This is a genomic window from Pseudomonas paraglycinae (assembly GCF_021601625.1).
GTDB classification, from domain to species: Bacteria; Pseudomonadota; Gammaproteobacteria; order Pseudomonadales; family Pseudomonadaceae; genus Aquipseudomonas; species Aquipseudomonas paraglycinae.
In genome coordinates this window covers 143,565-165,951 of sequence record NZ_BQHR01000015.1, presented here as the reverse complement: position 1 = coordinate 165,951, position 22,387 = coordinate 143,565, and the positions used below count along the sequence as shown (strand labels likewise).

Below are 22,387 nucleotides of genomic sequence, written 5' to 3'. Positions count from 1 at the left end.
TCGATGCGCAGGCGTTCTTCCAGCTCCGGCAAGGTCACCGGGTAGGCGTCAAGGAACACCTGGCCGCCGTCGTTGACCGAAATCGCCTTGGTCTTGGCCTCCGACAGCGACACGGCGGCGCTGGCCTCGCTGGGCATGATGGCTTTTCAGGCGTATCAGGCCTGGCAACGCAGCCAGGCGTCCGCCGCGCCGCAGCAAACCCCGCAAACTGCGGACCTGTTGTCCGGTACGCAAGTCGAAGAACACAGCCACGCCGTTCTGCGTGCATTGATCGCGGCGGCCAAGGCTGACGGGCGGATCGACGAGTCGGAAAAACACCTGATCAGCAGCGAAATCGGCAAGCACACCGATGACCCGAACCTGCAGCAATGGCTCGACGATGAAGTCGCCAAGCCGCTGGACCCCACCGAAGTGGCTCAGGCGGCGCAGAACGATCCGGCCATGGCCGCCGAAATGTATCTGGCCAGCGTGATGCTGGTGGACGATCAGCAGGACGCCGAGCGCAATTATCTGGATGAACTGGCGGCGGCGTTGCAGATCGACCCCGAGTTGCAGGTCCACCTGGAGCAGCAGGCCAAGGGTACGGCCTGACAGCAAAACCTCGCAGCCTTCGACCGCTTCTGTTCAAACCAGGAACGTGTCGGGGGCTCCGTCCGTCCGGGCAAATTTAACGTCGATTGAATTTTCGGCAGGCGCCGCCTCTCTGCTGCATTAGAGGCGAGTGACTGAGCGTCCTGCCAATCGATCGAGAATATTGCCATGACTGTCCTGACTCACCTGCAAGCTGCCCCCGCCCAATCGCGACCGCTCGACTCTTCGGGTGAGTTGCGGCGTATCCATGAAGCGCTTTTATCCGACGAACATCCGCAGCCGCTGGCGCGCGCCTTTCTGGAAGATCAACTGCTGCAAGCCGCTCGGTTGAAGGATGAGTTGCCATCGGAGCCCGCGCAGTGGCATGCCTGGGTGGCAGAGCACTGTGCCGATGTTGCCCGGCAATATGCCGACTACCTGCAACAACGCAAGGCTGGGGGCGCACGGCAGTTCTTCAGTTGCAAGGCGCATGCGCTGTATTTCCTGCAAGCGGTGGCGCCGACCAAGCTGGTTGATGGCGCCTGGCTCTATGGTCTGCTGGGACAGTGGCGCGATCCGCGCTTCAGCAGCCTGCTCAGCACCTATCTGGAAGAACTGGGCGATGGCAATCCGGCGCAGAATCACGTCGTGATCTACCGTCAACTGCTCGCCGAACAAGGCCTCGAGCCCAGCAGTCCTCTGCCCGACGAACGCTACCTGCAAGGCGCGCTGCAATTGGCCCTGGGTGCCGGCGGCATGGATTTTCTCCCGGAGGTGATCGGTTACAACCTTGGTTACGAACAGCTGCCCTTGCACCTGTTGATCAGCAGTTACGAGCTCAGTGAGTTGGGGATCGATCCCTACTATTTCACCCTGCACGTGACCATCGACAACGCCAGCACCGGCCATGCGCAAAAAGCCGTTCAGGCCGTTCTTGATCTGTTGCCTCTGGAAGCCGATCGCAGCGATTTCCTGCGCCGGGTCTCGCTGGGCTATCGGCTTAATGACCTGGGACAGGGCAGTCGCGCAATCATCGAGGAGTTCGATATGGAGCGCGAACTGTTGGCGATGCTTGAACGCAAGTGTCCGTTCGCCCAACACATGCACTCCGACTATTGCCGCTATGAAGGCAAGACCGTTAATCAGTGGCTGGCCGATCCGCAGCAGCTGTCCGGATTCTTGCAGGCCATGCAGGACAAGGGCTGGATCAAGCGCCACGAAGATCCGCAGAGCAGCCGCTTCTGGCAATTGATCGATGGCGATGGTGCGGCGATGTTCGGCGTGTTCAGCGCCTATGAAAAACAACTGGTGCACGACTGGATTGCCGGAGACTGGATTTCTGCGGACAAACCTGTCGCGTTCCGCCGCCGCCCCTCAGGCCCTGCGCCGATCGAGGTGCCCGAACAGGACCCCGATGTGCAGGGCCTCAGTGCGGCGCTGCAAGGGCAGGACGCTCACACCCAAATCGCAACGTTGATCCCTTGGCTCGCGCCGGCACGCCATGCGCATCCGGCCGGGCTGCTCGCCACTCGCCGATTCATCCAACTCAAATCCGGCCCACGTTAAGGAAATCATTCAATGAATCAGGAAGAACAACTGTCCGCCAACGACCTGGTGCTGCTGCAGCTGGGGCGGCGCCTGCAGGCCGACGGCTATCGTTTTATCACCCCGACGCCGCTGACCCACCAACGGGTCAACCAGCGCGACGAAGGGCAGGCCGCCGATTGCCTGCGGGATGTGTTCGGATGGTCGCGTCCTTTCGAAACGGGCCTCCTGTCTGCCGATGAACAGCGGCAATTGCAGGACGCTCAGGTGATCGATGAGTTCGACGGGCGCTTGAAGAGCCGGGTGCGCTGGTCGAGCCTGGACGACCTGCTTTTCGTGCATTCCGGATTTCCCACCGATGCCGCCGACTCGGTGTTCTTCGGCCCGGACACCTATCGCTTTGCTCAACTGATCCACAGCCATTTGCAGCAGAACTTTGCGCCGATCCACCGGGCGGTGGACATCGGTTGTGGCGCCGGAGTCGGCGCGATCCTGATCGGCCGTGCCCGGCGAGAAGCGCAAGTGCTGGCGGTGGATATCAACCCCGCCGCATTGCGCCTGACCACGATCAACGCGGCGTTGGCCGAAGTAGCCAATGTCGAAGTGCGCGCCAGTGATGTATTGCAGGGCGTCGACGGCGAATTCGACCTGATCGTCGCCAACCCGCCCTACATGGCCGATCCGGCCGGGCGAGCTTACCGCCACGGTGGCGGGACGCTGGGGGCTGGCCTGTCGCTGCGGATCGTCGAACAGGCGCTCAATCGCCTGACTCTCGGCGGCTCGCTGGTGCTTTATACCGGTGTGGCGATGGTTGATGGCCGCGATCCCTTCCTCGATACCGTAGTGCCACGGCTGGATGAAAAGCGCTTCGGCTGGACCTACCGCGAACTCGATCCCGATGTGTTCGGCGAAGAGTTGTTGAACCCCGGCTATCAGCGCGTCGACCGGATCGCCGTGGTCGCGCTGACGGTGACTCGAACAGGCTGAAACAAGGCAGGTGCAGGATGAGCAGGAATCTCGACGACTACAACCGGAAGCGCGACTTTTCGGCGACCTCTGAACCGGCAGCTGAACGACGTCGGGGCAAGAAATCCGCCGGCGACCACGCCCTGCAATTCTGCATTCAAAAGCACGACGCCTCGCACCTGCACTATGACTTTCGCCTGGAACTCGACGGCGCGCTCAAGAGCTGGGCGGTGCCCAAGGGCCCGTCGCTGGATCCCAAGGTCAAGCGCCTGGCGGTGCACGTCGAGGATCACCCGCTGGATTACGCGACGTTCGAGGGCAGCATTCCCGAAGGGCATTACGGTGCCGGCGATGTGATCGTCTGGGATCGCGGCGTGTGGATTCCTCTGGAAGACCCGGAGAAAGCCTACGCCAAGGGCAAGCTCAAATTCGAACTGCAAGGCGAGAAGCTCGCCGGGGTGTGGAATCTGGTGCGCACCCACATGCCAGGCAAAAAAGAGCAGTGGTTTCTGATCAAGCATCAGGACAGCGCCGCGCGCCCGCAAAGCGATTACGACGTGCTGGTCGCCGAGCCCGACAGCGTGCTCAGTGAACGCACGATCGTCGACAAACCCAGCCTCAGTGCGAAGCAGGTCAAGCCGCTGAAGGCTTCGTCGAAAGCGCCGCGCAAGCCGGCTTCGGGCAAACTTGCCGGGGCGCACAAGGCCAGGATTCCCGCGCAACTCAAACCGCAACTGGCCACCCTGGTGGAGAGTGCGCCGGAAGGGGATTGGCAATACGAGATCAAGTTCGACGGCTATCGGATCATGGCGCGTATCGATCAGGGCGAGGTGCAGTTGTTCACCCGCAATGGTCATGACTGGACGCACAAATTGCCGAAGCAGGCGCAAGCCTTGGCGGCACTGGGCCTGGAGTCGGCGTGGCTGGATGGTGAGATGGTCGTCGCCGACGCAGACGGCGTGCCGGACTTTCAAGCCCTGCAAAACGCGTTCGATTCGGGACGCAGCGAAAACATCGTCTATTACTTGTTTGATCTGCCGTATCTGAACGGTGTCGACCTGCGCGAGGTGCCGGTGGAGGAACGGCGCGCAGCGCTGGCCACTGTTCTGAAAACCCATCAAGACCCGCTGCTGCGTTTCTCCGAAGCGTTCGACGAAACCCCGCAGGCGTTGCTCAACAGCGCCTGCCAGATGCGCATGGAAGGCTTGATCGGTAAACGCCTCGGCTCGCCTTACGTGTCGCGCCGCAGCAGCGACTGGATCAAGCTCAAGTGCAAGCATCGCCAGGAATTCGTGATCGTCGGCTACACCGATCCGAAAGGCGCGCGCAGTTCGTTCGGCGCGTTGCTGCTGGGTCTGCATGATCGTGACAGCGGCGAGTTGCGGTACGCCGGCAAGGTCGGCACGGGATTCAATGAAACCACCCTCAAGAGCATCCTCGCGCAGCTCAAACCGTTGCGGGTGAAGAAACCGGCGGTGGCCAACCCGCCCACGGGGTTCGAGGCCAAGGGTGTGCACTGGCTCAAGCCTAGTCTGCTGGCGGAAGTGGCGTTTGCCGAAATGACCCAGGACGGCTCGGTGCGCCACGCCGTGTTCCATGGCCTGCGCGAGGACAAACCGGCCAAGGACATCACCGAGGAGCGCGCCAAACCGATGAAGACTTCAAAGGCTCAATCTACCGCGCCGTCCCAAACCGATCTGGCCGACGGCAAGGTGCGGATCACTCACCCCGACCGGGTGATCGACGCCAGCAGTGGCACCACCAAAATGCAGCTGGCCGAGTATTACGCCAGCGTCGCCGAATGGATTCTGCCGCAGCTCAAGGACCGCCCCGTGGCGCTGGTACGTGCGCCGGACGGCATCGCCGGTGAGCTGTTCTTCCAGAAGAACGCCGAGAACCTGGCGATCCCCGGCATCCGCACGCTCGACAAGGAGCTGACCGGCCAGCCGGTGATGCTGATCAACAACGCCGAAGCCTTGATCGGCGCGGTGCAGATGAGCACGGTCGAACTGCACACCTGGAACGCTACCACCACCGATCTGGACAAGCCCGACCGCTTTGTCCTCGACCTCGACCCGGATCCGGCGCTGCCCTGGAAAAGCATGGTCGAAGCCACGGCGCTGACCCTGACCGTGCTGGACGAGTTGGGCCTCAAGGCGTTTCTCAAGACCAGCGGCGGCAAGGGCATTCATCTGGTGGTGCCGCTGACCCGCAAGCATGGCTGGGACGAGATCAAGGATTTCAGCCACGCCATCGTCACGCACATGGCGAAATTGTTGCCGGAGCGCTTTTCTGCGGTGTCCGGGCCGAAAAATCGCGTAGGGCGGATCTTCATCGATTACCTGCGCAACGGCCTGGGCGCCACCACCATTTGCGCCTACGCAGCGCGTACCCGCGAAGGGTTGCCGGTGTCTGTGCCGCTGTTTCGGGAAGAGGTCGGGGAGATCAAGGGTGCCGATCAATGGAACGTACGCAACGTTCACGAACGACTGGCGGAAGTGGGCGATGAACCTTGGGCTGACATGAAGAAAACCCGGCAGAGCATTACGGCCGAGATGCGTAAGCGGGTGGGCATGAAAAAATGATCAGGTGCCGCGCAGCAAGTCGTGGGCGTTGAGCAGATCGAAGGCGACTTGCGGATTGTTTTCCAGGCCACGGCGGATGGCGGCGGGGATGGTTTTGCGGGTTTTGCGGCAGAGTCCAGGAAGCTCTTCGACCTCGATTTCGATGCCGCCTCGCACGGTTCGCACTTCACCGAACTTCGGTGCGATCAGCACGCGAATCCCGAGCTGATCGAACATCTTGCCTTGCAGCCGCTCGAGGTCGGCGAGGTCTTTGAGGTTTTCCAGACGCTCGAGCAGACGCTTTTCTTCCTCGCGAGTCAGCAAAAGGATGCGCACATCCGCGCCGGGCGTATCCAGCAGCGGATCACGCCCGCAGATGCACAGACCCGGCGGGCAAGGGGAGCGGAGTGAGGCGGAAATCGTCATGGCCTCCATCATAGAGGCCGTTCGACGGTTTTGCCCATGGTCGTTCGCCAGCCGTCCATCGGCAGGGCGTAACGGTGGCAAGTCCGTCAGCCACCATCATCATCGAACGTGCCGTGGTTACTGCGACAGACCTTCGTAGTGAACCAGGATGGCGTTGGCCAGCTCTTCATCGCTGGCGTTCAGGCCAGGATTGTCCTGACGCACCTGCTGCAGTACCGATTCCAGGTACACGCCACGGATCGTTCCGCCGCTGGCGACGAATGCCGACAAGTCGTCACGGGCCGGAATCACCATTTTGTGATCCTTGAACGTGGAATACAGCGAGGCGGAAACGCCGGCCGAAGTGGCGACATCCCCCGCATCCACGCGGGCGAAAGCCGAACCGAAAGGCAGGCACAGCATAAGAGACGAAACCAGTAGTAAACGACGCATGACGGTGTTCCTCCAGCAGCGTAAAGCGAAAAGGAAGTACCACATAATGTGAGAGGTGTCGGCGGGCACGGGAGTTCCGTAAGTCGGCTCAGCCGGTTGGGGGCGGCATGAGAACCGTCGCACAGTGCGGCATTTTTACTGGATGTAACGAAACACGCTGAGACGCTCTAACGCAGCGTGTTCATGGAAATAGGCTTAACTGAAGCGTTGAACGGCGCCGCGTGGCGCGACCTGGGAGGAAATCACGGTGTCGATCAAACTGCGTTTGGTGTTGCTGATTGCGACCAGCCTGCTGACGGCGCTGATCGTGAGCCTGGTCAGTTATGTCGGCAATCAGCGGATGGCTTCGGCGGTCAGTGACAACGCGGTCAGCATGAGCGCGCTGCGCAACCACATGGAAGCCGACATGATGCACGACGCCCTGCGCGCGGACGTGTATTCGGCGATGCTGGTGGGGCTGGGCAAAAGCACCAGTTCGGCGGACGAGGTGCGCAGTTCGGTCGAAGAGCATGCGGCGCATTTTCGCGAAGTGCTGGGTGAAAACCTCAAGCTTCCGGTGAACCCGACGATCAAGTCCGCGCTCGAGCAGATCAAGCCAAGCCTCGACACCTACATCAGCGCCGGCGAGCAGATCGTCGGTCTTGCGCTGGAAAATCCGGACAGCGCCCAGCAACAACTGGGGACCTTCAATACCGCGTTCAGCCAGCTCGAAGAACAGATGGCCGCTCTCAGCGAGCTGATCGAAACCAATACCCGGCAGACCAGCGAAGGCACCGAGGCGGCGATCCACAACGCCAATGTCGCGCTCGGCATCGTTCTGATCGCCAGTCTGTTGCTGCTGTTGGCCCAGGGTCGCTGGGTGATGCTGAGCATCATGGGTCCGCTGAAATCCGCCAGCCGCATCGCCGAAAGCATCGCCCACGGCAACCTCAGCGAACCGATCGCCGAACCGTCAGGCAAGGACGAAGCCAGTGCGCTGATCCGCACGTTGGCCACCATGCAGCGCGACCTGCGAGACATGATCGACGTGGTGCGACGCAACGCCCATGGCGTCAGCGGCATGAGCGAACAACTGAGCCACGGCTGCCATCAGGTGGCCGACAGCAGCCAGCAGCAAAGCACCGCCGCCGGCACCATGGCTGCCGCCGCGAGCCAGATGACCGCCAGCATCGAGGAAATCACCCGTCACGCCGAGCGTGCTTTGAACATGGCCAGCCAGGCCGAGTCACTGGCGAAAAACGGCGGGCAGGTGATCCATCAGGTGGTCAGCGACATGGACGACATCGCCCGTTCCGCCCAGCAATCGGCGCAGGTGATCCGCACCCTCGATCAGGAATCCGAGGGCATCTTCAACATCATTCAGGTGATCAAGAGCATCGCCGACCAGACCAACCTGCTGGCGCTCAACGCGGCCATCGAGGCAGCCCGGGCGGGCGAGCAGGGCAGGGGCTTTGCGGTGGTGGCCGATGAGGTGCGCAGTCTGGCGGCGCGCACCAGCGCCTCGACCCAGGAAATCGCCGCGATGGTCGCGCGCATCCAGAACAGCACCCGCGAGGCCGTCAGCAGCATGGAGGCCGGCGTCGCCCAGGTCGACAAAGGCATGGCGGTCACCGCCGACGTCGAGCGCGCCATCCGCGAAATCCTCGACGCCACCCTCAGCACCACGCAACTGGTCAACGACATCACCCGCACCATCGGCGAACAGAGCCAGGCGAGCAACGAGATTACCCATCAGGTGGAGATGATCGCGGGGATGTCGGAGGGCAACAGCAAGGTGATCGGTCAGACGGCCAATACCACGGATGAGCTGTCGAGTCTGGCGGGGCGGCTGGCGCAGTCGGTGGATCGGTTTCGGTTGTGAGAGCAGACTCTGCCGCCTTGTCAGCGGCAGAGCTCATGCTTCAGAACTTGTACGCCTGACGCCCCACCAGCAACCACTTGCCAGCCTGCTTCTGCCAGATCTGGAAGTTCTCGATTTCCGTCGGCACGACCTCGGTGCCTTTGAGGGCCTGTGCTGAAAAATGATGGCGCACCAGCGCGGTGTCTCCGGACAGGGTGATGGTCTGGTTTTGCATTTCCAGGGTCTTGAACGCGCTCTTGCCGGTTTCGATATCGGCAATGAAGGCTTTCTTGTCCTGGATCTTGCCGCTGGAGTGGCCGTAGGTGAGATTGTCGGCAGTCAGCGCGTTCAGTTCGGCGATGTCCTTGTGCAACATTGCCTGGGTCAGGTGATCGACGGCCTGGGCGACGTCCTGTTCCGCCGGGGCGGCGGCGACGTAGCCGCTGAAGAGGCAGATGAGACCGAGCAGCAGTCTGGATTTGTTCATGGGTATTCCTTGTTGTTGTAGGTAATGAAAACGACTGGGGAATTTGTCAGTCGTCGTACAACTTATCAGGAATGCACCAACGTTAGAAAGCGCTCGAGGAACCTATTGAAAACTATCCGGTCGCGAACAGACGCGCGGGTTTGCCATGACGTGATATTCTTCGCCCCACTTGGTTTGACCTAATTCAGTCTGGCGCGCTTTTCGGCGGGCCAGACAGAACCCCTGTCGCTCAAGTAGCTGAAGCCAATAATGATAAGAAGTCAGTTCAGAAGGGACATATAACTGAGGTCGACACTGCCTGTCGGTCTTGTGTGCCCACCCGTCAAAATTGAAGTGTGCCGGAACCCGCGACGCTGGCCTGAGTGTCGCGAAAGAGGGGACCTCATACGTACAACAGCGGCGGGCGGAAGGCGTTTTATCATAGGTGCAACAGATGTTTAAGAAAGTGAACACAGCCTTGCTGGGGCTGGCTTTGGCGATGGGGATGTCTTCCGCCAATGCCGAAGAAGCAAAGAAAGTCGACGTCCTGCTGATCGGCGGCGGCATCATGAGCACCACCCTCGGTGTGTGGATCAATGAGCTGGAACCGACCTGGTCGATGGAAATGGTCGAGCGCCTCGACGGCGTCGCCCTGGAAAGCTCCAACGGCTGGAACAACGCCGGTACCGGTCACTCCGCCCTGGCCGAGCTGAACTACACCCCGGAAGACGACAAGGGCAACGTCACGATCCCGAAAGCCGTCGAGATCAACGAAGCGTTCCAGGTCTCCCGTCAGTTCTGGGCCTGGCAGGTTCGTCAAGGCGTCCTGAAGGACCCTCGTTCGTTCATCAACACCACTCCGCACATGAGCTTCGTGTGGGGCGATGACAACATCAAGTTCCTGAAAAAGCGCTACGAAGCCCTGCAAGCAAGCCCGCTGTTCGCCGGCATGCAGTACTCCGAAGACCCGGCTGTGATCAAGAAGTGGGTTCCGCTGATGATGGAAGGGCGTGACCCGAACCAGAAAATCGCGGCCACCTGGAGCCCGCTGGGTACCGACATGAACTTCGGCGAAATCACCCGCCAGTTCGCCGGTTACCTGCAGACCAAGCCTAACTTTAACTTGAAGCTGTCGAGCGAAGTGCAAGACATCACCAAGAATGCCGATGGCACCTGGCGCGTCAGCTACAAGAATCTGAAAGACGGCACCAAGACTGAAACCGACGCCAAGTTCGTGTTCATCGGCGCCGGCGGCGGTGCCCTGCACCTGCTGCAGAAGTCCGGTATCGAAGAAGCCAAGGAATACGCTGGCTTCCCGGTAGGCGGCTCGTTCCTGGTGACCGATAACCCGGCCATCGCCGAACAACACCTGGCCAAGGCCTACGGTAAAGCTTCGGTGGGCGCGCCTCCGATGTCCGTTCCGCACCTGGACACCCGTGTCCTGGACGGCAAGCGCGTCATCCTGTTTGGCCCGTTCGCGACTTTCAGCACCAAGTTCCTGAAAGAAGGTTCGTACCTGGACCTGCTGACCAGCACCACCACCCACAACATCTGGCCTATGACCCGGGTCGGCATCAAGGAATACCCGCTGGTCGAGTACCTGGCCGGTCAACTGATGCTGTCGGATGAAGACCGTCTGAACGCGCTGAAGGAATACTTCCCGAACGCCAAAGCCGAAGACTGGCGCCTGTGGCAAGCCGGCCAGCGCGTGCAAATCATCAAGCGTGATGAAGCCGCTGGCGGCGTGCTGAAACTGGGCACCGAAATCGTTGCTTCCAAGGACGGCTCCATCGCCGGACTGCTGGGCGCATCCCCAGGCGCATCGACCGCTGCACCGATCATGCTGAGCGTGCTGCAGAAAGTCTTCAAGGACAAAGTCGCCAGCCCTGAGTGGCAAGCCAAGCTGCACCAGATCGTTCCAAGCTATGGCACCCAGCTGAACAACGATCCAGCCAAAGTGGCTGAAGAATGGGCTTACACCGCCAAGATCCTGCAACTGCCAACCCCTCCGGTGATTGGTCAGGTTGCAGCTCCAGCGGCGGACGCCTCGGCTGAAAAAGCCCAGGCGCCGAAAGAAAGCGCTGCACGTGACATGGCTCTGTAACCAGACGCCTGACACACGAAGCCCACTGAACCGGTGACGGTCAGTGGGCTTTTTTGTGTCCGGGTTTCAGGCCTTGGCGGCCGCCAGATAAGCCCCCAGCCGCCGTCCCATCTCTTCACCCAGCGCCTGCAACCCGCTGAGCGGCCGCACCATCACCTCGAACTCGACGATCTTGCCTTGTTCATCGAAACGGATCATGTCGATGCCTTTGAGCTCTTTTGCGGCGACTTTGGCGCTGAACTCCAGCACCACATTCAAGCCATCGGCTGTCGCCAGTTCACGGTGGTATTTGAAGTCTTCGAACACCTCGAACACGGTGTTGAGGATCATCGACACCACCGGGGCACCGGGGTAGGGGGTATGCGCCATCGGCGAGCGGAAAACCGCTTTGGAATCGAGCAGTTCGGGCAGGGCCTTGAGATTGCCGGTGCGGATCATTTCGTGCCAGCGGTTCAGGGATTCGGCGGCGTTGGGGTGCAGGTTCAGGTCGGACATGGTTTCACTCCTGTATTTTTTGTTGTTCTTGGCGCGGCGCCCATGACTCTAGATCAAAGCGGCGCAATGGAAACCATTTGTACCGATCTGAATGTCGACCCATGCGCCACCCCGATCCATCTGATCCGCTTTTTCCTGTCGAATCTGCATCTGTAACCATCTCAGCCACGGGCCCAAAATGGCCCTGCCGTTCGGTCATACGCGACGCGCTTCATTCCGGAGCGCCCGGTGCGCCGGACATTGAGTACTCAGGAGGCCTTCATGGCTAAGATGGCGATTTTCCTCGGCGGCTTTCTTGTGTTGACCATCATGATTGGCGTGCTTGCCACGATTTCTCCGGTCTGACGATCAGCCGTCGAGTTGCGACTTGCAGCGCTCTTCGACGGTTTCGGATGGAACCGGATCAAGGCGCCCCGAACAGCATCGTCCAGTAAACCCCTTCATCACTGCGCGCCTCACTGGCAAATCCGGCGCCGACCTGGGTGAACATTGGGTTCATCAGGTTGGCGCAGTGTCCGGGGCTGGCCAGCCAGCCGGCCATGGCCTTGCCCGGTGAGCTTTGTCCGGCGGCGATGTTTTCGCCGATCTGTCGGCCACGGTAGCCGGCCGCCCGGGCGCGATCTGCCGGGCCGTCGCCGTCCGGGTCGCGGTGGGCGAAATAATTGCCGTAGGCCATGGCCTTGCTGTGGCCCTGAGCGGCGGCGCCGAGTGCCGGGTTCCAGCTCAAGGGGCGGGCGGCGGCGAAGCGCTGGCGACCGCACATACGGGGTCGGGCGCGGGCGGCGTTGACTTCGGCCAGCAAGGCCTTGCCGACGCTGCGGTTGTCGCCGACGCGACTGTCGAGCACCGGCCGGGCCAGCACCACTTGCCATTCGCTGCGGGCGCGGCTGATGCCGATGTCGGCGTATTGACCGTCGAGCAACGCGCCGCAGTAATCGTCTTGCAGCATTTCGAACGCCTCTTCGGCGTCCTGTGCGCCGACGATCCGGATGCTGCGCACCGCCACGGCGGCATAGCCGGAGTCTTTCAATCGTTCGCGCAATCCACCGCCGTAGCCATAGCCGACCGGCAACGCCAGATTCGACTTCAACGTCAGCGGCGCCAGCCGTTGGGCCGGGCGACGGTCACAACGTTGCGGATGGGCGCGGTAGTCGTTGATGGCGGCCACCAGTTGCCGCTCGGCGCCGGCGTGGGCAGAGGGAGAAAGCAGGGTAGAAAGGATCAACAGGCACAGCGAAACGAAGCGAGACGAACGAACGGCGTGGCGCATGGGACGCAAAGCTCTGAACAAAGACAAGGCTGAAGGAAAGTGAACCGCAGAACGCGGCGCGGGTAGGACTGGCCTTTTTGCACTTGGTTCACGAAGCAGCGCCGGGTTTCATCGGCTGCCGACGAAGTGCTCAGCGATTCAACACATCCTGCATCCATTGCAGATATTGCGGCCGTTCGGAAATCGAATTGTGTGCCGAGTCGTTCACCACTTTGAGCGTGGCCACACCGTCGGGAAAACTGTGCAGCAAGCGTTCGGTGCTGGCCCGTGGAATCACCTCGTCATCACTCGCCGCCAGCAGCAGCGTCGGCACGCGGATATGTGCCGCGTACTGGCCGGACCGGAAACGATCCTTGAGCAACCACTGCACCGGCACCCACGGATATTGGCGGGCGGCGATTTCTTCGAGGCTGTTGTAGGGCGTGACCAGAATCAACCGTTCCACCGGCCGCTGGCTGGCCAGCCGCACCGCGACTCCGGAACCGAGGCTGCGCCCCAGCAGCGCGACCTGCGGATGACTGGCATACACCTGATCGAACAGCGCCAGCGCATCCTCGGCGATCGCTTCTTCGGACGGCGAGCCGCCGCTGCCGCCAAATCCCCGGTAATGCAGCAAATACAACGAATAGTCAGGAAATGCCTCGGAAAACTCCGGCAGATTGCGCGAAACGTCTTCGGCATTGCCGCCGAAATAGATCAGCGCTCTGGGCCCGGCGCGCTCGCGCACCGTCACGCGGACGTCGGCGTCGGGCATGGCCAGCGTCAGCCGTGACTCTGGCGAATCGAGGCTGGCGGGCTGCGGAAAATAAATCAGCGCCCGCTGAAAAACGAACAGCGCCGCGCACAGGATCAGGTACACGGCGACGATCAATGCGACGAGTGACAACAGGGTTCTGGACATTCGACTAACTTTAACCGGGCGCGCAGGTTGGCTGTCGCAGTGTAGTCCAACGGTTTTGCGGGCTGCATCAAAACACAAGGTGCAACAGATCCACGGGGCAAGGGCGCCAGCATGAACCACACTGAGGAATATTCCCGCCGCCGGTTGCTGACGCTCGCAGCCGGGGTGTCAGCGGTTTTCACCTTTGACCGGGCGCTGGCCGCCATTACGTCGCCGAACGCCACAGGAGCCCAGACCATGCAGACCCGTGCCATCCCTTCGAGCTCCGAGCCACTGCCGCTGGTGGGGTTGGGCACTTATCGCGGTTTCGACGTCGCTCCCGGCGATCCGGTCTACAAACAATTGCCGGCGGTGCTCGGCGAGCTGTTCAAAAAGGGCGGGACGCTGATCGACAGCTCCCCCATGTACGGCCGCGCCGAGGAAACCACCGGTGAATTGCTGTCGATTCACGAACCGCGCTCACCGGCGTTTCTGGCGACCAAGGTCTGGACCCGTGGTCGCGAGGAGGGCATCGCGCAGATGGAACAGTCGTTCAACCTGCTGCGCACCGAGCGCATCGACCTGATGCAGATCCACAACCTGCTCGACTGGCAAACCCACCTGCCGACCCTGCGCGACTGGAAAGAGCAGGGCCGCATCCGCTACATCGGCATAACCCACTACACGCCGTCGGCCTATGAGGAGGTCGAAGCGGTGCTCAAGGCCGAGCCGCTGGATTTCCTGCAAATCAACTACGCCCTGGATGATCGCGGGGTCGAGAAACGCATCCTGCCGCTGTGCCGCGAACGCGGGGTGGCGGTGATCTGCAACCGGCCGTTCGGCGGCGGCGACCTGCTCGCGCGGCTCAAGGGCAAGCCGCTGCCAGGCTGGGCGGCTCAGGTGGGGGCGAAGAGCTGGCCGCAACTGGCGCTGAAATTCCTGCTGGCGCATCCAGCGGTAACCTGCGTGATTCCCGGCACCAGCAATCCGTTGTACATGGCCGACAATGCCGGCGCCGGGTTCGGGTTGATGCTGACCGATGCGCAGCGTCAGCAGTTGATTGCGTTGGTGGACTAGACGGTTTCAGCCTTGATAGCGCAGCGCCGCCAGCAACAATGCAAAGGCCGGCGCTGTCTGGCGCCGGCTCGGGTAGTAGAGGTGATATCCGGAAAACACCGGGCACCAATCCTCCAGTACTTGTATCAGGCGACCTTCAGCCAGATAGGGGGCGACGATGTTCTCCGGGATGTAGCTCAGGCCGAAACCGTCGAGTGCGGCGTCCAGTAATGGATAGACGCCGTTGAGGGTTACCTGTCCGCAGACTCGCACCTTCAGGCGTTCGCCATCCTTCTCGAACTCCCAGGCGTATAGACCGCCGTTGGTAGGCAGGCGCAAGTTATTGCAAGCGTGGTCGGTCAGATCACGCGGGGTCTTCGGTACGATACGTCTGGCGAAATAGGCGGGCGAGCCGACCACCGCCATACGCATGTCCGGGCCGATACGAGTGGCGATCATGCCTTGTGCGACATCCTCGCCCAGCCGCACGCCGGCATCGAAACCCTGACCTGCGATGTCGACGAAACTGTAGTCGCAGCTGACTTCGACGGAGATGTCCGGGTATTGCAGAAGAAATTCTTTGAGGACCGGTCGCAACAGCCAGTTCAGCGAGTGATCGGTGGCGCTGAGACGGATCTTGCCGGCGGGAGTTTCCCGCAGGTTGCTGAGGGCGGCCAGTTCCGATTCGATCTCTTCGAAGCGCGGGCCGATGGTTTGCAGCAAGTGATCACCAGCCTCGGTGGGAGAGACACTGCGGGTGGTGCGGATCAGCAGGCGCAGGCCCAGCCGGGCTTCAAGGCTGCGGATCGTATGACTGAGCGCCGACTGCGAAACGCCAAGTTTGGCAGCTGCTTTGGTGAAACTGCGCTCACGCGCCACGGCGAGGAAAGCGAGCAGATCACTGGCATTTTCCCGAAGCATTAATGAGTGCCCTGCATAAGTTTTTTTGAATTCTAGTCGATTATCTGAAGAGTCGGGCTGGTTAAAGTGGAGGCTGTCCCTTTTCTGGAGAGCCTCAACATGAATCCGATCGCCGCTTCGGCGCTGACCCTTTCCCTGCTGGCGGGCGAAGTCCAGGCCAGCGAGACATCTCGCGTGACCGTTACTCCCAACGGCTCACAACCGTCGGCCAAAGGCTCGAGCGACTGGTTTACCGGGACGGTACGGGTCGATGCGCCGTTCAAGGGCAGCGATGCGGCGCGGATCAGCGGCGCCACCGTGACCTTTGAGCCGGGAGCGCGTACGGCGTGGCACACCCATCCGTTGGGGCAAACGCTGATCGTTACCGCTGGGTCAGGCTTCGTGCAGGAATGGGGGCAGCCAGTGCGGGTGATTCGGCCAGGCGACACCGTGTGGATCGCGCCCAACGTGAAGCATTGGCACGGTGCGGCGCCGACCACGGCCATGACGCATATCGCCATTGCTGAAATGCTGGATGGCAAAGTGGTGGACTGGATGGAGCAGGTGGGAGAGGCGGAGTATCCCGACGTCCGCTAATCAACAAGTCGCCCACGGTGAGACCGAACGTCCTCACCGTGGGGCCATTCCACAAATCAAATCATCTCTGGCAGTGACGCGAGAATCTTGTCCAAGGTAATCGGATACTCCCGCACCCGCGCGCCCGTGGCGTTGTAGATCGCATTCGCCACCGCCGCACTCACGCCGCAGATCCCCAGTTCCCCGACCCCCTTGGCTTTCATCGGCGAGGAAATCGGGTCGGTTTCATCGAGGAAGATCACCTCCTGATGCGGGATGTCGGCATGCACCGGCACCTCGTAGCCTGCCAGGTCATGGTTGACGAAAAAGCCCTGGCGCTTGTCCACCGCGAGTTCTTCCATTAATGCTGCGCCGACGCCCATGGTCATGGCGCCGATCACCTGGCTGCGGGCTGATTTCGGATTGAGAATCCGCCCGGCGGCGCAGACTGCGAGCATGCGCCGCACGCGGACTTCGCCGGTGGCGGCATCGACGGCGACTTCGACGAAGTGCGCGCCGAAGGTCGATTGCTGATATTGCTTGGCGAGGTCGGCGAATTCGATGCTGTCCTCGACTTCGATCGGGGCATGTTGCGCGGCCTCGCGTAACGGCACGTTCTGGCTGCCCAGTCGCACGTGGCTATCGACAAACTGCGCTTCACCCGCGTTCATGCCCAGTTTGGCCGCGACCGCTTCGCGCAGTTTCATGCACGCTGCGTAGACCCCGGCGGTCGAGCAGTTGGCGCCGAACTGGCCGCCGGAGCCTGCCGACACCGGAAAATTCGAATCGCCCAAATGCACAACCACATCGTCGAGACGCACGCCCATCACTTCGGCGGCGGTCTGGGCAATGATCGTGTAGCTGCCGGTGCCGATGTCCGTCATGTCGGTTTCCACGCTGATCTTGCCGTCGCGCTCCAGCCGTACGCGTGCGCCGGACTTCACCAGCAGGTTGTTGCGAATCGCCGCCGCAACGCCCATGCCGATCAGCCAGCGACCTTCACGACGGCTGCCGGGCGTTGCATTGCGCTTATCCCAGCCAAAACGTTCGGCGCCGGTTTGCAGGCATTCGATCAGACGTCGCTGGGAGAACGGCCGCTCGGTTTTCACCGGATCGACCTGGGTGTCGTTGAGGATGCGGAACTGGATCGGATCGAGTTTGAGCTGTTCGGCCATCTCGTCCATGGCGATCTCCAGTGCCATCAGCCCCGGCGTTTCACCCGGCGCGCGCATGGCGTTGCCTTCCGGCAGATCCAGCGGGGCCAGGCGCATGGTCACCAAGCGATTTTCTGCGGCATAAAGCAATTGACTCGGCTGCGCCGCGACTTCGACCTTGCCGTCGGCGAGGTTGCCCGACCAGCCTTCATGGGCGATGGCGGTGAGTTTGCCGTCAGCCGTGGCGCCCATGCGAATCCGCTGAATGGTAGCCGGACGGTGGGTAGTGTTGTTGGCGATCTGCGGGCGGGCGAGGGCGACCTTCACGGGACGGTTCGCCAGACGTGCGCCAAGGGCGGCGAGGATCGCGTCGGCACGAATGAACAGCTTGCCGCCGAAACCGCCACCAATGTATGGCGAGATCAGCCGCACGTTTTCCTTGGGCAGGCCGAGGGTGGCGGCGATGTCGCCGACGCTCCAGGCGATCATCTGGTTGGAGGTCCAGAGCGTCACGTGATCGCCTTTCCAGGCGGCGAGGGTCGCGTGAGGCTCCATCATCGCGTGGGATTGATCCGGCGTGGTGTAGGTCTGGTCGAACTGCACGGGCGCGGCGGCGAAGGCGGTGGCGAAATCGCCGTGCTTGACGTCCGGCAGATCGTCTTTCGGCTCCACGCCCTGGTCGCGCACGCTGGCCAGATCAAATTGGCCCTTGTCTTGCGCGTATTCGACGTTGACCAACTGCGCGGCAGCCCGCGCCTGTTCGAAGGTTTCGGCGACCACCAGCGCCACGGCCTGGTGATAGTGCTGCACTTGCGGCCCGGCCAGCAGGTGCGCGGCGTTGTATTGGCCTTTGCCGAGCTTGCCGGCATTGGCGGCGGTGACGATGGTCAGCACCCCCGGCGCGGCGCGGGCGGCCTCCAGATCGATGCGGGTGATGCGACCTTTGGCAATGGCCGAACCGACCATGACGCCATAGGCCTGATTCTCGACCGCCTCATGTTGCTCGTAGGCGTAAGGCGCCTGGCCGCTGGTCTTCAGCGGGCCTTCAATGCGGTCGGTGGGTTTGCCGATGACGTTCAACTGATCAATCGGGTTGGTCGTGGCGGGCGTGTCGAATTTCATGCTTCGTCCCTCGCTTGGGCCAGCACCGAGGCAATCGTGCGCTCGACCAATGTCACTTTGAACTGGTTGTCAGAAGTAGGCGTGGCGCCGTCGAGCAGGCGCGCGCTGACGGCTTTCGCGCCTTGCGGCAGCAGCGCTTCCGCCGCTTCGACTCGCCAGGGTTTCGGCGCGATGCCACCGACGGCGATGCGCCCGCTGCCATCCTTCTGCAGGATCAGGCCGACGGAGACCAGCGCGAAGGCGTACGACGAGCGGTCGCGCACCTTGTGATAGACATGGGTGCCGCCCACCGGCGCGGGCAGGGTGACGGCAGTAATCAGCTCGCCCGGTGTCAGGCTGGTTTCGACATTCGGCGTGGTGCCGGGTAATTGATGGAAATCCGCCATGGCGATGCGCCGCGTGCTGCCGTCGGCTTTGAGCGTTTCCACCTGGGCATCCAGCGCCCGCATCGCGATCGCCATGTCACTCGGATGGGTCGCGATGCAAGCATCGCTGACGCCGATAATGCCGAGTTGTCGACTGACCCCGCCAATCGCCGCGCAGCCACTGCCGGGATTGCGTTTATTGCAGGCTTGATTGGTGTCGTAGAAATACGGGCAGCGCGTGCGCTGGAGCAGATTGCCGGCGGTGGTCGCCATGTTGCGCAACTGGCCCGATGCGCCGGCGAGCAAGGCGCGGGACAGCAGCGCGTAGTCTTTCCGGACCCGACTGTCGGCGGCCAGATCGGTGTTGCGCACCAGTGCGCCAATGCGCAAGCCGCCGTCGTCGGTGGCTTCGATTCGGTCGAGGCTCAGGTGATTGACGTCTATCAGCTGCTGGGGCGTTTCGATGTCGAGCTTCATCAAGTCCAGCAGGTTGGTGCCGCCAGCGATGAAACGCGCACCTTCGATTTGCGCAGCTTGGGCAGCGGCTGCGGCAGGAGAGTCGGCGCGGCTGTAGTTGAACGCTCTCATGCTGGCACCTCCGCGACTTCGCTGATGGCTTCGATGATGTTCGAATAGGCGCCGCATCGGCAGATGTTGCCGCTCATGCGTTCCTGCAATTCGCTGGCGATCAGTTGCGGCGCTTCGGTGAGGCTGGCGCTGGCGTGGCTGGGGATGCCGTCACGGATTTCCTGGAGCACGGCGACCGCCGAGCAGATCTGCCCCGGCGTGCAGTAGCCGCATTGATAGCCGTCATGCTTGATGAACGCGGCCTGCATCGGGTGCAGGTGGTCCGGCATGCCGAGGCCTTCGATGGTGGTGACTTTGGCGCCGTCCTGCATTACCGCCAGGGTCAGGCAGGAATTGATTCGCCGGCCATCGACGATCACCGTGCAGGCGCCGCACTGGCCGTGGTCGCAGCCCTTTTTGCTGCCAGTCAGCTGCAGGTGTTCGCGCAGGGCGTCGAGCAGGGTGGTGCGAGTATCAACCTCCAGCGCCTGTGGCTTGCCGTTGACTTCGATGGTTACTTTGGCCATGGCCGGTTGCTCCAGGCTGGCCGCGTAGGCCTTGAGGCTGATGAAAGGGGGCATCGCGAACGCGGTTGCGGTCACGGCACCGAGAATCAGGAAACGGCGTCGGGAGATCGCCATTGGCGGATGGTCATTCATTTGCTTGGCTTCCTCTATCAGGTCGGCAGGGTGTGAAAGACCCGCACGGGTACGCTGGCGTGGTTGCCAGTCTCGCTCTGTTCTAGGAGTGACCACGCTGGAGAGGAAAAGGTTTTCTTTGATTTGCGCATGGCCTCATGCGCGCGGTTCATGAATCGACAGAAGGAACGCGGGTACCTTGGCTGTGAATCAGATCACTCTCACAACCGAGGCACCCGCGATTCTCAATGTGCGCCGACCACCATGGACGTAAACGGCGCCACATACGCCTGCAACGTCACCAGACCGCCGACCAGGATTGCCAGCACGATGGAATGGAAGAACACGTAACGCAGGATTTCCCCTTCATGGCCGTACCAGCGTGTCGCGGTTGAGGCGACCACGATCGACTGCGCGTCGACCATTTTGCCCATCACTCCGCCGGAGCTGTTGGCCGCCGCCATCAGGACCGGGCTGATGCCCAGCTGCTCCGACGTCACCCGTTGCAAGCCGCCAAACAGCACGTTGGACGCGGTATCCGACCCGGTAAGCGCTACGCCAAGCCAGCCGAGCAAGGTGCCGAACATCGGGTAGAAAATCCCCGTGGCAGCGAATGCCAGCCCCATGGTCGCGTCCAGCCCCGAGTAGCGGGTCAGGAATCCCAGCGCCAGCATCGCGGCAATCGTAATCAGCGAGAAGCGCACCACCCACAGTGTGCGAAGGTACTGTTTGATCAGTTGCGGGATCGAGTAGCCCATCAGCAATCCACCGACAATCGCCGCGAGCAGGATGCCGCTGCCGGTGGCAGTGAACCAGGTGAACTTGTACACCGCCTCTTCAGCTTTCGGCGCGGCGACCACCGGCGGGACTTTTTCGATCTGCAGATGCAGGGAGCTGAAAGTCACGGCCGGGGCGAACACCGGATTGGCCTCGCGCAGCGGTTTGCCCTGCGGATCAAGCTTGGCCGATTGGGTAACGGGGTCCATCGCCGGACGGGTGTCGAACATGTTCTTGAAACCCTGGGTGCCCCAGGCAAATACGAACACCGTGAGGATGATCCACGACATCCACGCGCGCATCACTGCCGGGCGCGCCTGATCGCTGAATGCGGCGCTGGCCGTGACCTTTTCTTCATCGACCTTCGAGTCGTCATGCCGCCCCGACAGCGCGGCCGAGGTGTGGACGGTTGCCGGTTTCCAGACCTTGAGGAACAACGTCAGGCAAGCCATGGAAATCAGCGCAGCGATCACGTCCACCAGCATCGGCCCGTGGTAGTTCGAAACCAGAAACTGCGGGATGGCGAAACTGACGCCCGCCACCAGAATCGCCGGCCATACCTCCAGCATCTTGCGCCATCCGGCGAAGGCCCAGATCAGCCAGAACGGCACCAGCACCGAGAAGAACGGCAATTGCCGTCCCACCATCATCGACAACTCCATTTCATCCAGCCCGGTGACCTTGGCCAGCGTAATGATCGGCGTACCCAGGGCGCCGAAGGCCACGGGCGCGGTGTTGGCGATCAGCGCCAGACCGGACGCTGCCAGTGGCGAAAAACCAAGACCGATCAGAATGGCCCCGGTCACCGCCACCGGGGTACCGAACCCGGCGGCCCCTTCGAAGAAAGCACCGAAACAAAAGGCGATCAGCAGCAATTGCAGGCGCCGGTCGTCGGTGATGCGGGCGAGCGAATCCTGCAACACCTTGAACGAGCCGTTCTCGGTGGTCAGACGATGCAGAAAAATGATGTTGAGCACGATCCAGCCAATCGGCAGCAGCCCGTTGGCCGCCCCGAACAGCGCCGCAGAACCGGCCATGTTGGCGGGCATGCCGAAGGCGAAGATCGAGATCAACAGCGCTGAGGCCAGCGCCAGCAGTGCGGCCAGATGAGCCTTTACGTGAAAGAAGGCCAGCGCCGCCAGCATCACCACCACGGGAACGGCGGCCATGATCGTGGAAATCACCGGATTGCCGAACGGGTCATAGACTTGTTGCCAGACCATGTCGCACCTCTGCTTGTTGTTCTTGAGGGGCAGATCCTTTGCGCGTTGCAAGCAGTATAGGTGGCATTTGGCCGGCGCTCGGGCGAGGCGGGCGAGGCGATCAACGGTCATCGGCGGTCTGTGAATCATCGTCGTTTTCCCCGGTCGTATCTGCGGCAGCGCACACCGCGCCTCTTCGGTGCGGGCAGCGCTGCCGTTTCCGTCGTCAAGACCTTGGTTTTAGGGAAATTCTGAATGATGCGTGCAACAAGCCTGCTGCTGACCGTTTCCGCCGCTGTACTGCTGGGCGGCTGTGTGGCGGATTTCGATGATGACCATCGCCATGGCCGGCATTACGACCGCGATCATGGCCGTTATTACGATCATGACCGACGCTGGGACGACCGCGACGACGACCGCCGCGACGGGCGTCGTTATCACCGCGACCGGGATGATGACTGACTGAAACGAA

At 61.9% G+C, this 22,387-nt stretch carries 19 protein-coding genes and 3 pseudogenes; 10 read left to right on the top strand and 12 right to left on the bottom strand.

Annotated elements, in window-relative coordinates:
- Window positions 1-128: pseudogene (locus tag L6D82_RS21815) on the bottom strand (biopolymer transporter ExbD); the annotation flags it as partial.
- Between L6D82_RS21815 and L6D82_RS21810 the strand changes: the two are divergent.
- The 4 genes and pseudogenes from L6D82_RS21810 to ligD form a co-directional block, all read left to right on the top strand.
- Window positions 115-591: pseudogene (locus L6D82_RS21810) on the top strand (tellurite resistance TerB family protein); the annotation flags it as partial. The pseudogenes L6D82_RS21815 and L6D82_RS21810 overlap by 14 nt on opposite strands.
- Before the next feature lie 168 nt (window positions 592-759).
- A complete protein-coding gene (locus L6D82_RS21805; protein WP_236191579.1) occupies window positions 760-2,136 on the top strand; it encodes an iron-containing redox enzyme family protein in 1,377 nt (458 codons plus the stop codon).
- A 12-nt stretch (window positions 2,137-2,148) separates the two neighbouring features.
- Window positions 2,149-3,102: a methyltransferase gene (locus L6D82_RS21800; protein WP_102717780.1), complete on the top strand. Its 954-nt coding sequence runs from the start codon at window positions 2,149-2,151 to the stop codon at window positions 3,100-3,102.
- Between the two features lie 17 nt (window positions 3,103-3,119).
- Complete coding sequence (ligD, locus tag L6D82_RS21795; protein WP_236191577.1) at window positions 3,120-5,666, top strand: DNA ligase D; 2,547 nt, start codon at window positions 3,120-3,122, stop codon at window positions 5,664-5,666.
- On the opposite strand, the gene L6D82_RS21790 is transcribed toward ligD, so the two are convergent.
- Both L6D82_RS21790 and L6D82_RS21785 read right to left on the bottom strand, forming a co-directional pair.
- Window positions 5,667-6,071 carry a hypothetical protein gene (locus tag L6D82_RS21790; protein WP_176240513.1) on the bottom strand — a complete coding sequence of 135 codons (405 nt, stop codon included), beginning with the start codon at window positions 6,069-6,071 and terminating at the stop codon, window positions 5,667-5,669. It lies immediately after the preceding gene.
- A gap of 117 nt (window positions 6,072-6,188) precedes the next feature.
- On the bottom strand, window positions 6,189-6,503 hold the full coding sequence (locus tag L6D82_RS21785; protein WP_039770957.1) for a DUF2388 domain-containing protein: 315 nt from the start codon (window positions 6,501-6,503) through the stop codon (window positions 6,189-6,191).
- Between the two features lie 247 nt (window positions 6,504-6,750).
- Here L6D82_RS21785 and L6D82_RS28710 point away from each other — a divergent pair.
- Window positions 6,751-7,509: pseudogene (locus L6D82_RS28710) on the top strand (MCP four helix bundle domain-containing protein); the annotation flags it as partial.
- On the top strand, window positions 7,501-8,364 hold the full coding sequence (locus L6D82_RS28705) for a methyl-accepting chemotaxis protein (RefSeq protein ID WP_373870913.1): 864 nt from the start codon (window positions 7,501-7,503) through the stop codon (window positions 8,362-8,364). The pseudogene L6D82_RS28710 and the gene L6D82_RS28705, both read left to right, overlap by 9 nt.
- 40 nt (window positions 8,365-8,404) lie before the next feature.
- Here the strand turns inward: L6D82_RS28705 and L6D82_RS21775 are convergent, their stop codons facing one another.
- The gene (locus tag L6D82_RS21775) at window positions 8,405-8,830 is read right to left on the bottom strand and encodes a nuclear transport factor 2 family protein (protein ID WP_102688480.1); all 426 of its coding nucleotides are present in this window, start codon (window positions 8,828-8,830) and stop codon (window positions 8,405-8,407) included.
- Between the two features lie 433 nt (window positions 8,831-9,263).
- On the opposite strand from L6D82_RS21775, the gene mqo reads away from it, so the two are divergent.
- On the top strand, window positions 9,264-10,913 hold the full coding sequence (mqo, locus tag L6D82_RS21770; RefSeq protein WP_102688481.1) for a malate dehydrogenase (quinone): 1,650 nt from the start codon (window positions 9,264-9,266) through the stop codon (window positions 10,911-10,913).
- A 66-nt stretch (window positions 10,914-10,979) separates the two neighbouring features.
- Here mqo and L6D82_RS21765 read toward each other — a convergent pair whose 3' ends face one another.
- The 3 genes from L6D82_RS21765 to L6D82_RS21755 form a co-directional block, all read right to left on the bottom strand.
- Window positions 10,980-11,408, bottom strand: a complete 429-nt coding sequence (locus L6D82_RS21765; RefSeq protein WP_085748266.1) for a nuclear transport factor 2 family protein — start codon at window positions 11,406-11,408, stop codon at window positions 10,980-10,982.
- 403 nt (window positions 11,409-11,811) lie between these two features.
- Window positions 11,812-12,678: a CAP domain-containing protein gene (locus tag L6D82_RS21760; RefSeq protein ID WP_085748267.1), complete on the bottom strand. Its 867-nt coding sequence runs from the start codon at window positions 12,676-12,678 to the stop codon at window positions 11,812-11,814.
- A gap of 130 nt (window positions 12,679-12,808) precedes the next feature.
- Complete coding sequence (locus L6D82_RS21755) at window positions 12,809-13,579, bottom strand: alpha/beta hydrolase (protein ID WP_236191566.1); 771 nt, start codon at window positions 13,577-13,579, stop codon at window positions 12,809-12,811.
- Between the two features lie 111 nt (window positions 13,580-13,690).
- Here L6D82_RS21755 and L6D82_RS21750 point away from each other — a divergent pair, with 111 nt between their 5' ends.
- A complete protein-coding gene (locus L6D82_RS21750) occupies window positions 13,691-14,635 on the top strand; it encodes an aldo/keto reductase (RefSeq protein ID WP_236191565.1) in 945 nt (314 codons plus the stop codon).
- Between the two features lie 6 nt (window positions 14,636-14,641).
- Here L6D82_RS21750 and L6D82_RS21745 read toward each other — a convergent pair whose 3' ends face one another.
- A complete protein-coding gene (locus tag L6D82_RS21745; RefSeq protein WP_085748270.1) occupies window positions 14,642-15,535 on the bottom strand; it encodes a LysR family transcriptional regulator in 894 nt (297 codons plus the stop codon).
- 99 nt (window positions 15,536-15,634) lie between these two features.
- Here L6D82_RS21745 and L6D82_RS21740 point away from each other — a divergent pair, with 99 nt between their 5' ends.
- Window positions 15,635-16,111, top strand: coding sequence for a (R)-mandelonitrile lyase (locus L6D82_RS21740; RefSeq protein WP_085748271.1), 477 nt, complete (start codon window positions 15,635-15,637; stop codon window positions 16,109-16,111).
- 56 nt (window positions 16,112-16,167) lie between these two features.
- On the opposite strand, the gene paoC is transcribed toward L6D82_RS21740, so the two are convergent.
- The 4 genes from paoC to L6D82_RS21720 all read right to left on the bottom strand — a co-directional run bounded on the left by paoC (window position 16,168) and on the right by L6D82_RS21720 (window position 21,936).
- Complete coding sequence (gene paoC / locus L6D82_RS21735; RefSeq protein WP_236191563.1) at window positions 16,168-18,366, bottom strand: aldehyde oxidoreductase molybdenum-binding subunit PaoC; 2,199 nt, start codon at window positions 18,364-18,366, stop codon at window positions 16,168-16,170.
- Window positions 18,363-19,319 carry an FAD binding domain-containing protein gene (locus L6D82_RS21730; RefSeq protein ID WP_236191560.1) on the bottom strand — a complete coding sequence of 319 codons (957 nt, stop codon included), beginning with the start codon at window positions 19,317-19,319 and terminating at the stop codon, window positions 18,363-18,365. The genes paoC and L6D82_RS21730 overlap by 4 nt, the downstream gene beginning before the upstream one ends.
- Window positions 19,316-19,939 (bottom strand): aldehyde dehydrogenase iron-sulfur subunit PaoA, encoded by a 624-nt coding sequence (gene paoA / locus L6D82_RS21725; RefSeq protein WP_064600752.1) that lies wholly within the window; start codon window positions 19,937-19,939, stop codon window positions 19,316-19,318. The genes L6D82_RS21730 and paoA overlap by 4 nt, the downstream gene beginning before the upstream one ends.
- A 242-nt stretch (window positions 19,940-20,181) precedes the next feature.
- Entirely contained in the window at window positions 20,182-21,936 is a 1,755-nt protein-coding gene (locus tag L6D82_RS21720) for an L-lactate permease (RefSeq protein ID WP_236191558.1), read from the bottom strand.
- Between the two features lie 234 nt (window positions 21,937-22,170).
- On the opposite strand from L6D82_RS21720, the gene L6D82_RS21715 reads away from it, so the two are divergent.
- Window positions 22,171-22,377 carry a hypothetical protein gene (locus L6D82_RS21715; protein WP_064382340.1) on the top strand — a complete coding sequence of 69 codons (207 nt, stop codon included), beginning with the start codon at window positions 22,171-22,173 and terminating at the stop codon, window positions 22,375-22,377.
- Window positions 22,378-22,387 lie beyond the last annotated feature (10 nt).